The 14886-nt window shown below is 26.7% G+C and carries 16 protein-coding genes; 8 read left to right on the top strand and 8 right to left on the bottom strand.

Annotation, left to right across the window (positions count from 1 at the left end; translation table 11 throughout):
• Nucleotides 1–195: 195 nt before the first annotated feature.
• Genes ACTG46_RS09110 through pcp form a run of 3 tightly spaced genes read left to right on the top strand, consistent with a single transcriptional unit; the run spans nucleotide 196 to nucleotide 2477 of the window.
• Nucleotides 196–861, top strand: coding sequence for a DUF969 domain-containing protein (locus ACTG46_RS09110; RefSeq protein ID WP_054270161.1), 666 nt, complete (start codon nucleotides 196–198; stop codon nucleotides 859–861).
• A 21-nt stretch (nucleotides 862–882) separates the two neighbouring features.
• On the top strand, nucleotides 883–1815 hold the full coding sequence (locus ACTG46_RS09105) for a DUF979 domain-containing protein (RefSeq protein ID WP_479923976.1): 933 nt from the start codon (nucleotides 883–885) through the stop codon (nucleotides 1813–1815).
• A gap of 20 nt (nucleotides 1816–1835) precedes the next feature.
• Nucleotides 1836–2477, top strand: a complete 642-nt coding sequence (pcp, locus tag ACTG46_RS09100; protein ID WP_054270159.1) for a pyroglutamyl-peptidase I — start codon at nucleotides 1836–1838, stop codon at nucleotides 2475–2477.
• A gap of 114 nt (nucleotides 2478–2591) precedes the next feature.
• On the opposite strand, the gene ACTG46_RS09095 is transcribed toward pcp, so the two are convergent.
• Nucleotides 2592–2924: a winged helix-turn-helix transcriptional regulator gene (locus ACTG46_RS09095; RefSeq protein ID WP_054270158.1), complete on the bottom strand. Its 333-nt coding sequence runs from the start codon at nucleotides 2922–2924 to the stop codon at nucleotides 2592–2594.
• 169 nt (nucleotides 2925–3093) lie between these two features.
• On the opposite strand from ACTG46_RS09095, the gene ACTG46_RS09090 reads away from it, so the two are divergent.
• Nucleotides 3094–3714 (top strand): flavodoxin family protein, encoded by a 621-nt coding sequence (locus ACTG46_RS09090; protein ID WP_479923975.1) that lies wholly within the window; start codon nucleotides 3094–3096, stop codon nucleotides 3712–3714.
• Between the two features lie 219 nt (nucleotides 3715–3933).
• Here the strand turns inward: ACTG46_RS09090 and ACTG46_RS09085 are convergent, their stop codons facing one another.
• The 6 genes from ACTG46_RS09085 to ACTG46_RS09060 form a co-directional block, all read right to left on the bottom strand.
• A complete protein-coding gene (locus tag ACTG46_RS09085) occupies nucleotides 3934–4749 on the bottom strand; it encodes a TraX family protein (protein WP_479923974.1) in 816 nt (271 codons plus the stop codon).
• Nucleotides 4750–4760: 11 nt separating this feature from the next.
• Nucleotides 4761–6164: a sensor histidine kinase gene (locus tag ACTG46_RS09080; RefSeq protein WP_479923973.1), complete on the bottom strand. Its 1404-nt coding sequence runs from the start codon at nucleotides 6162–6164 to the stop codon at nucleotides 4761–4763.
• A 3-nt stretch (nucleotides 6165–6167) separates the two neighbouring features.
• Nucleotides 6168–6893, bottom strand: a complete 726-nt coding sequence (locus ACTG46_RS09075) for a response regulator transcription factor (protein ID WP_479923972.1) — start codon at nucleotides 6891–6893, stop codon at nucleotides 6168–6170.
• A 111-nt stretch (nucleotides 6894–7004) separates the two neighbouring features.
• Nucleotides 7005–7778, bottom strand: coding sequence for an ABC transporter permease (locus ACTG46_RS09070; RefSeq protein ID WP_054270153.1), 774 nt, complete (start codon nucleotides 7776–7778; stop codon nucleotides 7005–7007).
• A 5-nt stretch (nucleotides 7779–7783) separates the two neighbouring features.
• Nucleotides 7784–8671, bottom strand: coding sequence for an ABC transporter ATP-binding protein (locus ACTG46_RS09065; RefSeq protein WP_479923971.1), 888 nt, complete (start codon nucleotides 8669–8671; stop codon nucleotides 7784–7786).
• A gap of 12 nt (nucleotides 8672–8683) precedes the next feature.
• A complete protein-coding gene (locus ACTG46_RS09060) occupies nucleotides 8684–9706 on the bottom strand; it encodes a hypothetical protein (protein ID WP_479923970.1) in 1023 nt (340 codons plus the stop codon).
• 1096 nt (nucleotides 9707–10802) lie between these two features.
• On the opposite strand from ACTG46_RS09060, the gene ACTG46_RS09055 reads away from it, so the two are divergent.
• Both ACTG46_RS09055 and ACTG46_RS09050 read left to right on the top strand, forming a co-directional pair.
• Complete coding sequence (locus ACTG46_RS09055) at nucleotides 10803–10979, top strand: hypothetical protein (RefSeq protein ID WP_009889562.1); 177 nt, start codon at nucleotides 10803–10805, stop codon at nucleotides 10977–10979.
• Nucleotides 10980–11659: 680 nt separating this feature from the next.
• Nucleotides 11660–11980 carry a TIGR04076 family protein gene (locus ACTG46_RS09050; protein WP_479923969.1) on the top strand — a complete coding sequence of 107 codons (321 nt, stop codon included), beginning with the start codon at nucleotides 11660–11662 and terminating at the stop codon, nucleotides 11978–11980.
• Nucleotides 11981–12393: 413 nt separating this feature from the next.
• Here ACTG46_RS09050 and ACTG46_RS09045 read toward each other — a convergent pair whose 3' ends face one another.
• A complete protein-coding gene (locus ACTG46_RS09045; protein WP_479923968.1) occupies nucleotides 12394–13356 on the bottom strand; it encodes a PLP-dependent cysteine synthase family protein in 963 nt (320 codons plus the stop codon).
• Between the two features lie 190 nt (nucleotides 13357–13546).
• On the opposite strand from ACTG46_RS09045, the gene ACTG46_RS09040 reads away from it, so the two are divergent.
• Both ACTG46_RS09040 and ACTG46_RS09035 read left to right on the top strand, forming a co-directional pair.
• On the top strand, nucleotides 13547–14098 hold the full coding sequence (locus ACTG46_RS09040; protein ID WP_054270148.1) for a helix-turn-helix domain-containing protein: 552 nt from the start codon (nucleotides 13547–13549) through the stop codon (nucleotides 14096–14098).
• A gap of 188 nt (nucleotides 14099–14286) precedes the next feature.
• Nucleotides 14287–14652: a VOC family protein gene (locus ACTG46_RS09035; RefSeq protein WP_479923967.1), complete on the top strand. Its 366-nt coding sequence runs from the start codon at nucleotides 14287–14289 to the stop codon at nucleotides 14650–14652.
• The last annotated feature ends 234 nt before the right edge of the window (nucleotides 14653–14886 follow it).

Here is a 14886-nt window from a genome sequence, read left to right as displayed (position 1 = left end):
CTATAAAATATGAACAAAAGAAAAAATAGGGAAGATATTTAAAATATTTATTTTAATATTTTAAACATCTTCTCTATTTTTTTCTTAAATTTCATAATAATAGTCTTATTAAAGCAAATACTATAAAAAGAGTTTATCTTTATTTACTAACCTAATTTAAATTTAAAATATAGAAAAATGGAAGGAGAATAATTCATGATAAAATTAATTGGTATCTTGATAGTCGTAATTGGTTTTATACTTAAAATGGATACACTATTTACTGTATTATTAGCAGGCATAGCAACAGGAATTGTTGCAGGATTAGACTTTAATCAAATCTTTACAATCCTGGGTGACTCTTTTGTTTCAAACAGAGGTGTATCATTATTCATACTAACATTACCAGTAATTGGTGTGTTAGAAAGATATGGATTGAAACAAAGAGCTGTTTCCTTAATAGAAAAATTAAAGAAACTTACAACAGGAAAAGTACTTACTATATATATGATAGCTAGACAAGTAGCTGGTGCTCTATCAATAAGAATGAGTGGACACCCTCAGTTTGTGAGACCACTCGTTAATCCTATGGCACAAGCTGCTGGTTTAAGTAATAGTGACGAACTAAAAGAATCTGATGAAGAAGCTATAAAAGCATTGTCTGCTGCATCAGAAAACTATGGAAACTTTTATGGTCAAAATCTATTTGCAGGTAGTAGTGGAGTATTGCTTATAGCTTCTACACTGACTCAGTTCGGATACAATGTAACTGGACTTAACATTGTAAAGGCCAATATTATAATGGCAGTAATAGCACTTGTAGTTGCTACAATTCAATTTACTTTATATGATAAGAAATTAAATAAGAGTCACAAGAGATAGATTTATTTAGGAGGAATAAAAATGCAAAATTTTATAAATATATCATTAGAAGTTTTTTATGCACTGATGGGTTTTCTGATGGTTGTAATAGCATATAGGTCTTTTACTACAATAGATAACAATAAGAAATATGGTACATCATTATTTTGGATACTGATATCATTACCCTTCATATTTGGTAGACTGATTCCAGCTAATATAATCGGAATAATTCTAATATTATCTAGTTTTTTGACACTTTCCAAACAAGTTGTATTTGCAAAATATGAAGAACCGAATGAGAATTTTGGGAAAGAACAAGCATATAAACTTAAAAATAAAATATTTATACCCTCATTAATATTAGCATTTGCTGCAGTAGTTGTGGCTATGAGCCTTACTAATTTTGACAATTCTTCACAGTTCGCAATAGGTGTGGGTTCAATAATTGCATTAATATCAGCTCTTATAATAACTAAAGCAAAGCCTACTACATCAGTTCAAGATGGCTCAAGATTACTTCAGCAAATGGGACCTGCTAGTATGTTACCACAACTTTTGGTTGCATTAGGTGCTCTATTTACTCAAGCTGGAGTTGGTGAAGTCATTTCAAATATGATATCTGGTGTAGTTCCTGCTGATAACAGATTATTTGGTGTTATAGCGTATGTATTAGGTATGGTTATATTTACTATGATAATGGGAAATGCATTTGCTGCGTTTTCAGTCATAACAGCAGGAATTGGAATTCCTTTCGTATTGTCTCAAGGTGGAAATCCTGCTATAATTGGAGCACTAGCATTAACAGCAGGATATTGTGGAACTTTACTTACTCCAATGGCTGCTAATTTTAATATAGTTCCAGCAGCTTTACTTGAATGCAAAAACGACTACATTGTTATAAAATACCAGGCACCAGTTGCTTTAGTATTAATTATAGCTCACATATTAGTAATGTATTTTTTAGGATTTTAATACAATTAGGAGGTAAAATAATGAAAATTTTATTAACAGGATTCGACCCATTTGGTGGAGAACCAATAAATCCAGCTCAAGAAGCAGTTGAAAGGGTTAATGATAATATAAATGGCGCAGAAATTATAAAAATAACTATACCAACAGTTATGACAAAATCTGTTGAAGCTATAGATAAAGCTATCCAACAGCACAATCCAGATATAGTAATATCAGTTGGACAAGCTGGAGGTAGATTTGATATTACTCCTGAGAGGGTAGCTATAAATGTAGATGACTTTAGAATAAAAGATAATGAAGGTAACCAAGTCATAGATACTGTTATAAAAGAAGATGGTCAACCTGCATATTTTTCAAAATTACCTGTAAAAGCTATGGTAAAGCATATGAATGAAAATAAAATTCCAGCAAGTGTTTCAAACACTGCAGGTACATTTGTTTGTAATCATGTAATGTATGGAATTCTTTACATGATAGATAAAAAATATCCTAATATAAGAGGTGGCTTTATACACATACCATATATGACTTCACAGATAATAGATAAAAAGAATACACCTTTTATGTCTCTAGAAGAAATAGTGAAAGGCTTAGAATTAGCTGTGGAAGCTTGTACTATCTATAAAAATGATATAGAGGAAATTGGTGGTGAAATTTCATAATGACTCTTTGAATATTTTTATAAATTTCAAATAAGAGTTATTCAAGTAAAGACTGTAAGTAAATTTGTTTAGATATTTACTTACAGTCTTTTTATAATACATACCAATATAAAATTAAAGTTTATTCTTCTCTCCCCACTCACACATTGCATCTAGAATTGGAATCAAAGATTTTCCTCTTTCAGATAGACTATATTCTACCTTAGGAGGTATTTGAGGATATTCAGTACGAATAATCAAGTTATCTGCCTCCAATTCCTTCAATGATAAACTCAAGGTTTTATAGGAAATTGTATTTATATAACGCTTTAATGCGTTATATCTGACAACCTTAAATTCTACAAGACAATAAAGAATTATCATTTTATATTTGCCATTAATCAATGAAAGTGTATAGCTAAATCCTGTTTCACTTAAATCTGTATTTGAGATATAATCTATACCCATATGTTACACTCTCCTTTTGGTTAGTATTGAACAAAAATGTGCGTACTTGTTTTTAAGATAATTTATAATAAAATTATAGTGTAAGAATAATTGAAAGTCAATTTGATAATAGGAAGTATAATATATAGGTGAAAATCTATTAAATAAAGTTTATTGGAGGAAATTTATAATGAAAGTTTTATTGATTAATGGTAGCCCAAACCAATATGGATGTACTTATACAGCATTAACTGAGATTACTAAAGTATTAAATAAACATGATATTGAAACAGAAATACTGTATTTAGGTAAAAAAGCAATCCCAGGATGTATTGCTTGCTCATCTTGTTTCGAAACTGGAAAATGTATTTGTGATGATAAGGTTAATGAATTAGTTGAGGAACTTGATAATATTGATGGTATCATTATTGGTTCTCCTGTTTATTTTTCTAGTGCAAGTGGTCAATTAACTTCATTTCTTGACCGTTTATTTTTCATAGCTGGGAGTCGCATGGCTACAAAATTAGGTGCTTCAATTGTATCCTGTAGACGTGGTGGTGCAACCGCAACATTTGACCAACTCAACAAATATTTTTCAATTAGCAATATGCCTATTGTATCATCACAGTATTGGAATCAGGTACATGGTTTTACACCAGAAGATGTTATGAAGGATGAAGAAGGCTTACAAACTATGCGAACTTTAGGCGAAAATATGGCATGGCTTCTTAAATGTATTTCAGCTGGTAAGAAATCTGGAATTAAAGAACCACAATATGAAGAGAAAGTTATGACTAATTTTATAAAATAGATAATGAAAATATAATGGAATTTGTTAAAATGAAAGTACTAATCTATAAATAAAAATATATATTACAAAAAATAATAAAACAGAGTTATTAAGTGTATACATCAAATCTCTGTTTTATTATTTTTTATTAAAAAGTTTCAAGTTTCAGTAATATTATACTTATATCCAATGTTATTTTTAAGCAGAAGTGTTTTAATACACACATTTTATATTTTAAAATTATATTAAGTATATCCCTAAAATATACAACACATATATATGGGCTGGATAATATAAATAAAATAAATATTTCATACTCTTACCTTTTTCTCTATTGTAAAGCAACATGAAAGGTAGAGAAGCAACCATCATCCATTGGTAATTTTGTAAAGTAGAATTTTTTAAACTAAAATCTCCATTTGCCATTGTTATAAATACAAAGATACACATTAAAATATAGCAAATACTTAAATTAAGTTTCTTCTCTCTACACAAATAAAAAATAATTCCAAGTGTAATAAGAATTGGTCCACCTTCTACTAAAAATGGTACTGGTACTAAAGTCATAAATAAAGCTAGAAGCTCATTAAATGATTTGAAAAGTATAGTTATTATAAATATTCCTAATATTATAGGGGCTATTATCATTGTTAACCCTATAATAAGATATTTTACTTCTCTTTCTTTTCTAAATTTCTTTATAAATTCTATTGCTTGTAAATAAATTGCTATCAAAAATATTGTTGAAAAAATATTGTTTATAATTATTACCCCTTCTGGATGTGGAAATACACTATTAATTATTTGATTTCCTATTGCCATAATAACAGACCAAATATACAACCTAGTTATGTACTTTTTCCTGTTACTAGTGTGATAAAATCCTTCCACTGCCATAAACGTAAATAAAGGTGCTGATATTCTACCTATCCAATGAAACCAAATAGGTATTTGCATTGTTTCTGGCATAAATGCTGCTATATGGTCAAATGTCATAAATATTAATGCCAAAATCTTAATAGTAAACCCATTTATTCCTTTTTTAAAAAAATTCATATTATTCTCCCCTAATTTTGATTTATTTCTATAATAATTTCTGTCCCTACTCCAATTTTACTATTTACATAAATATTTCCTTTATGAATCTCTATTATCTCTTTAGAAATAGCCATCCCAAGCCCTGAACCTTTATGCAATTCGCCTGTATTGGTACCTCTGTAATATTTCTCAAAAATATGTTTTAAATCATTTTCACTTATCCCAACTCCACTATCTTTTATTATAATTTCTATATTATCTTTTTTTATAATTTTTATCTCTATCAAAGTATCCTCACTATTATGAACTATTGAATTAAATATAAGATTAGTTATGGCTCTTCTTAACAATATTGGGTCTGCGTGTACTTCTATTGACTCTTCATAACATTCAAACTCAATATACCTATTTTTATATCTATTATCATTTAAAATATCCACTATTATATTTCTAACCAAACCAACTAAATTTATTTTTTTCTTATTCAAAACTATATTATTATTTTTTAGTCGAGTAGATAAATTTAGGTCATCAACCAAATCTTTTATATACTTAGATTTATTGTATATAATTTCCGTATACTCTCGTAATTCATCTTCTACAAACTCATAATCTTTGTCATTGATTATTTCTGCATATCCTTGTATAGATGATAAAGGAGTTTTTATATCATGTGTTATATTTGCTAGCCATTCTTCTCTCAATTTTTCATTTTCTTTTCTCTCTGCTTCATTTATTCTTAAAGTATAAGCCAACATATTGATATTTGCAAACACTTCTTCATATATACCTCTATCTTTAAGGTATAAACTATAATTTCCATTGGCCATAGTCTCAACACTCCATAACACACTTGATATTGGTTTTGTAAGCTTTCTACTAAATAAGTAGCCAACACCCAATGCTACCATTCCATCAATCACAAGTGTTATAATAATGATTTTATTTAAAGTTTCTTTAATACTATCGTTAGAATAAGTTAAAATTATTCTTGATGTATCTCTACTAGGCATACCAACTATTACATTTAAATGTTTTTTGTTTAGAGTTTTTTCTAAAATAAAATTAATGTAATTTGTTTCTCTATACTTGTAATTATTAACCATCTGAAATGGCGTATATTTTTTAGGAGTATCCTTTGGTACATTCATTCCATAAACTTCTTCACCTGAATCATTTAAAACTTGTAACCAAGAATTTGATTTTTCTAGTTTATCAATTCCAATCTTTGATAACCTAAGCACTCCATTTTTTTCATATAAATCTTTTTCAAAAGAACGTACAAATTCTTCAGGATTATTTTTAGAGTCCACAGCTTTAAAAAAACTATTAGTTGAAACAACATACAGTATAGAAATTATATTTATAATAACTACTGATATAACTACAAATACGATTGTGAGCATAAAGTTTCTAGTAATCTTCCATCTCATACTCTAATCTTCCTTTACTGCTAATTTATATCCAAGACCTTTTATTGTCAAAATATATTCTGGTTTTGAGGGATTATCCTCCAATTTTTCTCTAATCTTTCTTATATGAACCATTATAGTATTATCAAAACCCACATAATCTTCTCCCCACACCTTATCCCATAATCTCTCTTTACTTATAATCTGATTTTGATTGTGTGCAAATAAAGATAATATTTTTAATTCTTTTGCGGATAATCCTATGGACTGCCCATCTTTTATAAGTTCTGCTCTACTTTCATTTAATTTATATGGTCCAAATGATATAATTTTTTCTTTATCATTGTCTAAATCCACACTTCCATTTTGGCTCTCATTAAAATAACTTAATCTTCTTAAGTGAGCTTTGACCCTAAAAGCTACTTCCTTAGGACTAAATGGTTTTGTAACATAATCATCTCCTCCAATTGCAAGTCCAAGTAATTTGTCTAATTCTTCTGTTTTAGCTGACAAAAATATTATTGGAGAATTAGAGTTTTTTCTTATTTCTTTACAAATATCATAACCTTCTCCATCAGGTAACATAATATCTAGTATAATTAAATCAGGGTTAATATTTTTAAATATTTCTAATCCTTCTATTCTAGTTTTTGCAGCATATACGTTATTAAAACCTTCTTTCTTTAATACAGTTTCTAAAAGTTTTAATATTTCTACCTCGTCATCTATTATTAAAATACTATTTTCCATAAATAACCTCCTATTATAATTTACCTATATATTAGCATACATTTTCTTAAAAATTTATTTATATTGTTTTAAAATAGGTTAATACATAAATAAAGTTACTATTATTTTTGGTTAAAATCTTTCACTTGATGTAAAATTTTTATATGTTATTTGGGTTAATATTATCATTAATGTAATTGAGATTACTATTGATAAACCTATCAATGTATTTGGTACATTGTATCTAACAATTTGTTGACTCATCATAATCCAGTTTGGAGTTATTGACATAAATTTTATGGCTTTATCTGGAATAAAACCTACGCTAAAATATGGTATTGCCATTATCAATCCACCTAGTATAAATGGTATTATAGAGGATTTAAATATAGATGAAAGTGTTAAACCTATTTGTGCAAATATAAAAGAAGCCAAAATAGTTGTTACTATAACAATAAGATACATTTGGATTACTGTAAGATTTAAATTACTATTTCCAAAATACCATAAGTTTTTAATTGGTTCATCCAAATATTTAAAGTCAAAAAAACTAAACCCTCTAATTCCTACTAATAGTATAAAAGAAATATTAATCATAGACAAAATTAAACCATTAGCTACTAGTTTTGATAATACTACTGATTTTTTCCCATTTTTAGTTGTATTTATTAAACCAGTCATATTAGAATCATATTCTTTTGTATAATTTCCAGAAGTTATTATAAACATTACTAAACCTATTAAAGGTATAGAACCTTCTATCTTGTAAAATATATCTGAGTACGTATCTAAAACATCAAATTTTCTAATCAGAACAAAACCAAAAAATAGCAGAAACAACCAAACCATCCAAATACTTTTTGATTTTAATATTTTTATCATTTCAGATTTAACTAAATACATCATTTATACTATACCTCCTTTGCATCTTCTAAATCAAAGTAAAACATATATACATCTTCAAATTTTGCTTGAACTGCTTGTGTATTAGTTTCAGTTGGAATATCATCTGAAACTATTCTAAGTACTATTGAATTAACATCACTTTGAATACTTATAACCTTATACTTAGATTGAATTTTATCAATTTCACACTCATTTTCAACTTGAATATGATATACTTTATTTTCCATGTGACTTAATATTTCTTTGTGTGTTCCTTTCACTAGAAGTTTACCATTTTTAATCATTATTGTTTCTTTTGCAACTGATTCTATATCTGAAATTATATGAGTAGAAAGAATTATTATCTTATCTCTAGATATTTTAGCTATTAAGTTTCTAAATCTAGCTCTTTCTTGTGGGTCAAGACCAGCTGTTGGCTCATCAAGGACTATTATTTTCGGATTATTTAATAAAACTTGTGCTATACCAACTCTTCTCTTCATACCACCAGAAAATTTTCCTATAGCCTTATTTCTTACATCATAAAGTCCTACTAATTCCAATAATTCATCTATATTACTATCTAAATCTTTTCCCTTTAAACCTTTTAATGCCCCTATATACTGTAAAAATTGTTTTGCTGTAAAATTTTTATAAATTCCAAATTCTTGTGGCAAGTATCCTAAAATGTTTCTATAATCATCATCCATCTTAAATATATCCTTACCATTATAGAAAATTTGACCATTGTTAGGTTTTATCAATGTTGTTATTTGTTTCATTAAAGTAGATTTTCCTGCTCCATTGGGTCCTAAAAGACCATAAACTCCATTTTCTAGCGTTATTGTAATATTATCATTTACTACTTTTTTACCATATATCTTTGAAAGATTTTTTATTTCTAACTTATTCATCTTAACTCTCCTTTATTTACTTATATAATCTGATTTTATTACTAAGAAACATAATGACATAGCACCTACGAATATTGCTATCAAAAACCCTATTAATAGATTAACAATATCTATATGCATTTTAAATATCATAATCTCTCCTAGATAATTTCCTATTATTTTATTAAATCCAAATATCAAATCATAATAATTTACAGTAGAAATAACTAAAAGTAATTTTTTAGGTAATACATGAATTACTGACATTATCTTAGTTATAGCTATAATAAATATAAAAAAACTTATTGATGTTATTGAAGATTTACTTATAAATGAACCTAATATGGCTATCATAGCCCATCCTTCAAACATTAAAAGCTCAATACCTATATTTGATATCACATAATTTATTATGCTTAAATTTGATTTCAAAGTAGCTATGTTATCTACTATTCTGAAAGCTTCTAAATCTCCATTAGTTGGCATACCTTGTCGCATACAAGTTATGATGAATATTCCAATCAAATAAACAGAATAAATTATTAGTGGAACTAATAAAGCAACAACTATTTTTGACTTTAATGCTTTTTTCTTCTCTTTTGATGATAGTATGATATCTCTTACTGAAGAAACCACTTCGTCTATATAAATATTTGAGATAATTATAGCGATAGTAATTAACATCCCTACATTTATAAGTGTATTTGTAGCTCTATAATTAAACACCTTCCAAAAACTAACATCTTTATACTGATTCACACTTAAATTATAAAGTTTGATATTTGACATTGACTTAATTTTTTTAGAAAATACATCTGTATCTTTTTGATTTGAAAGTTGATTTAAAATATTAATCTTATTTTGAAATTTATAATTACCTATATCATCACTACTTCTTGTATCTTCTATACGCCCTCTTTCTTTATCTATATAATAATTTTCCGTCTCTAAAACAGGTTTAACAAAGATATTGATTGATAGTATTAACATTAATATCCCTAAAGATATAAACATATTTTTAGATTTAATCAGTTTTTTCATTTCCCAATTTACCAATGTACTAATCCTCCTAAATTATTTTGATTACACATATATATTAAAACTTGAATCTTATATCAATATAGTCTTAACCTTAAATAAAGCTTAAATTATTTGATTTATTGAAACTCATCAAAAGTAGGCTTTTAAATTTACTATTTTATAAAATAGCTTGTAATATGTTTATTTTTTATTGTAATCTTTTAGATTCTCTTTTTTGTAAGAGACTTGCTATACTTTTATTAGTAAGATTAAATTTAAAATAAGTTGGTGATTATATGAGAAATATAGATATTTATACAAAGTTGAAAATAAGCTTTTTAGCATCCATCAGCATGTTTATCATTGCAGCTGCCTTTATTATTTTTATTGGAAATTATATGTTTTCAATTATTTTTATTCTTTTTGGTATTTTTATTGAGTGGCAATTTTACCGTTGTCCAAACTGTAATCATTGTCTAGATTCAAGGATGGAACTTTTAAAGAGTGGCTCTTACTGTCCTTATTGTGGAAAGATTATTAAATAGTTATTCTTTTATCTAGTTTATTTAATATTAATTAATAAAATTTACTCTATGTGTATTTCTAAATTTCTTATTAAGTTATAAAATTTTTAAATATATTAAAAAGATATAAAGAATTGTTATGCACAATTCTCTATATCTTTTGTTGTTTATAAAGACTTTATATATTTTTTTATTATATATGCCTTAAAAATTTTTACCAATAGTAAAATAAATTTTCTATTTTGCTCTTTTGTTTTAAAAATTTTATCCAGCTACTTTTTATATTTACCCATTTGAAATTAAACTAGTTAATTTCAAATCACAATTTTTAATATAAATAATTGAATATAGACTTATTTATCATTAGTTTTTCTTTTAAAAGCAATAAGTATAATTTCATAATATTTTTCATTTTCAAACAAGCATGTTGAATAATAAAGCATCTTCTAGTATTATATATTTGTAGAATAAAACTAAATTGGTAAAACTAGGAAGATTTGGTTTTATAGAGTTATAGGAACTAGTACTAAAAAATTTTATAAGTTTTGTTATTTTGTTACTAAAATACAATTTTTGATTTTACTAAATTTTTTAGGGGGATGAATAATATGTTTATTGGAGAAATAGACAAATGTACACATATATTAACTGCTTATATAAGTAGTTCATACGATTATTGTAATTTTTTAGATACACAATTAGATGATTTTATATCAGAATATGGAGAAACTGTAGTTGAAACATGCTTACATCAAGTTTTATTATTAGTGAGTCGATATAATTAAAATTAAGTTTTTCCTAGGAAAGCCTTTTTGGATTTACCTACCTTAATAAATATATAATTTTTTTGTACTTTATAAGTAACTATAACTTCTGCTAAAGTAAAGATGTATTGGGAGTACATCTTTACTTTTTCATTAAAACAGTTAAAAGCATACATATAAAAATAAATCATCCAATACAAATTATACATTCCTTATACCTAACTTAATGTATGAGCATTTTTCTATACATATATTCTGTAATCTCATCAAATATAGCCTAAATTTTTACTATTTTGTACATTCTCTATAAATCATACAAATAACATCTATAAAATCCCCCTAGTATGTTTAAACCACCTATAAAATAACACCAATATTTAGAATATTCAATATCAACTGCATAACTGGTCAATAAAAATGTATAACTAGACAAAATTCTTATCTTTTCTTTATGTTTATTTATATTTTTATTTATTATTTTTATGAATTAGTTTATTTAAAGTTCATTTAATACAAGTTATCTTAATGTCAATAATTTACTAATTTTCATGTTATCTACACGATTGTAGATTTGTGTATAACTAAGTTCTATATTAAGAGTACTCTCCCAAACGTTAGTACTTTACTTAAAAGTAAGTACTTGTTTAAACATAAAATAGAACATATACTTATATAAACAAATATATAAGGAGATGATTTTTATGAAAAAATGTAAAATAGAAGTTATAAAAACTACATTCCATCAAGATTTAGCAGATAAATATGGATGTGAAGGTATTGTAAAATGCCCTATGCATAAAGTAGGAGAAGTATTTTTTGGAGATTTTGCTAAACCTGAGAAATTATGTGATGAAGCATGGAAGGCAATGTATCAGTATGTATTTGCTTTATCTCATGGTAGTGAATTGTTTTACTATGGAGATTGGATAGATAAAGAAGGAATTGCTATATGTTCTTGCAATGATGGTATTCGTCCTGTTATTTTTAAAATTGAGAGAACAGATGAAGAATCTAAAATGTAGTATAAAATACACTTATACTAATAATTGATTCTATTATCTAGTCAAATTTATATACCTTCATATTTCTAAAGTATAAATCTAATTTCAGAATTTAATTTCTTTCAAAAACTAATTTGCATCTACAAGATTACTTTTTTTAATTAGTTATAATAGGTAAAGCTTACTAAATAAGAATAGCTTTATCTATTTATACTTATGTCTAATTTTATACAATCTAAGAAAATAGTTACAGTATATGCCCTCTTACATATTGATTCATTTCCCACTATTTTTATTATTACTCCTATAGCACTCTATATTTGTAAAATAAAAAGCATCTCCTTTATAATTTTCAAAAACTATATTGAGATGCTTTTTATAATTTAAATCTATATATTTAATTTAAGGAATAATATATCACTGTTCTAACATTATTATAATTCTTCGTATAAATCAGTACTTAAATATTTTAGACCACTATCATTAAGAGTCAAGACTATATTTTTCCCTTTTTCTGTACTTTGTAATAACTTAATTGCTGCACATACATTTGCGCCAGAAGAAAAACCTGCAAAGACACCCTCTAATTTAGCTAATTTTCTTGCTACATCAGTTGCTTCATCATCTGTTACTTGAATGTATCCATCAATAAGTTTTTTGTCTACTAGTGGCAAATCCATAGAGTAGCCTCCACCTTGTATTTTATGCCCTTGGTCAGTTATTTCTTTACCTGAATAAATTGCTGCTGTTGCAGGTTCAACCACATAGCATTTAATAGAAGGATTATGTTTTTTAAGTGTTTTTGAACAACCAGCAAAAGTACTACCACTTCCAAGAAAATCTACAAATACATCAATATTTCCATCTAATTGCTCCCACATTTCTTCTGCTGTATAACTTTCATGTGCGTGGTTACAAGCTTCTAGATTGAATTGGTCTGCTCTAAATGCATTTCTTTCTTTTGCTATTTTTTGAGCCTCGACTTCTACAAGTGCTAAATCTTCACCTGATACTTGTCCATGAACTGAATTTGGCATTTGGTCTACAAGAACTACTTCTGCTCCTAAAGCTTTCATCATTTTTGCTCTTTCCATAGAATTTCCTTTTGACATACATGCAATAAATTTATAACCTTTACATGCACAAGCTATTGCTAATCCTGTTCCTGTATTGCCACTTGTTAATTCCACAACTGCTTGACCTGGAACTAATAACCCTGCATTTTCTGCTTCTGTAATCATTTGTAATGCTACACGATCCTTTTTACTGAATCCTGGATTTAAATATTCCATCTTTGCATAGATATTACCTTCAACTCCAAATTCCTTTGCTATTTTAGATAAACATAACATATGAGTATTGCCTATAGCTTCTGTAACATTATTAAGTACATGCATTACAATTCCCCCTTAATCTCTCAACTAACATCCATTGAAAAACAATCCTTTATGCATTATAATTTATATTACGGATGTACAGTATACTTAACGTTCATTATATTATACCTTTGTAAATTATAAATAACGTTAAATAAATTATACATTCGTAAATTATATTTGTCAATAATTTACATTTTAAGGAGTTAATATGAGTATTAATACTATTATTGCTAAAAATTTAAATAGATTACGTAATGAACGTAACCTAAGTCTAGGTCAACTTGCAGAATTATCTGGTGTAAGTAAGGTCATGTTATCACAAATTGAAAAAGGCGACTCTAATCCAACAGTAAATACAATTTGGAAAATTGCAAGTGGATTAAATGTTCCATATACTGCGATACTTGATCAACCTCAAAACGAAACTTTTATTGTGTCAAAAGCTGATATAGATGTACAAGTTTCAGAAAATGAAGATTATCGTCTTTATTGTTATTATCCTAATACACCAACTAGAAACTTTGAGTTATTTCAAATGGAATTAGAAGAGGGTCATAGTTATACATCTGTTGGTCATTCTGAAAAATCACAAGAATACATTATGATTCTAGAAGGACAATTAAAATTAGAAGCAAATGATTGCGTTTATCAACTTAAAGAGAATGACTCTATTTGTTTTTCAGCTGAATCAGTACATACATACCATAATCAAGGGGAAAAAACATTAAAAACAGTAATAATAAATTACTATCCAGTTTAAAAATATTGTTTAAAAATAGAATAATTATTTCTTATACAAAAATATAAATTCTTTAAACTAAGATTTTGCATCAGGCTATCAACATAAAACTGTCGATAGCCTTTTTAAATTGATTATGATATAATGCAGACAACATTTAGTCGTATAATGTAAATGATATTATAATATAAAACACAGGAGGGATTTTAATGCTCATAACTCATATATATTTTAACGGAAATTGTAATGAGGCGATAGAGCTATATAAGAATGCACTATATGCTGATGTTAAAACGCTCATTGAGGATTCCAATTCAAGTCTTGTCGTTCATGCAGAACTAACAATTCATGATAGATTGCTCATACTAAATGATTTTGGTAATAGTGATGGAGTTTCAAAGTCTGGAGGATATCAGTTATGTCTCCAGTTTGATAATGAAGATGAGTTAAAAAGAGCTTATTCAAATATGGAGTTTGAAAGTATTACAATTAACCCAATACAATCCACAGATTACAGTCCATGCACTGTAAGATTTGAAGATAGATTTGGTGTAAGGTGGGCATTTTGGGTATAGCTGATTGTATATTAGTAAGTAACCCTATTGTAAATTTAGCTTGTTAATACCAATCTTTTAAGTCTTAAAAAAGCTTATGGTAAAATCGAGATAGCTTCTTAAGTTTTATCAAACCAAGAAGCTATTAGTCAACAATCTGAGATAAATCCTTTAAACTAGGATTTATGTTTTTATCTTTAGCTTTACAAATTTATTATATATCTTTACACTTTTATTAATTATGTTATAATAACC

The organism is Clostridioides sp. LIBA-7678 (assembly GCF_056716065.1).
This window is presented reverse-complemented; position numbering and strand designations above follow the sequence as displayed.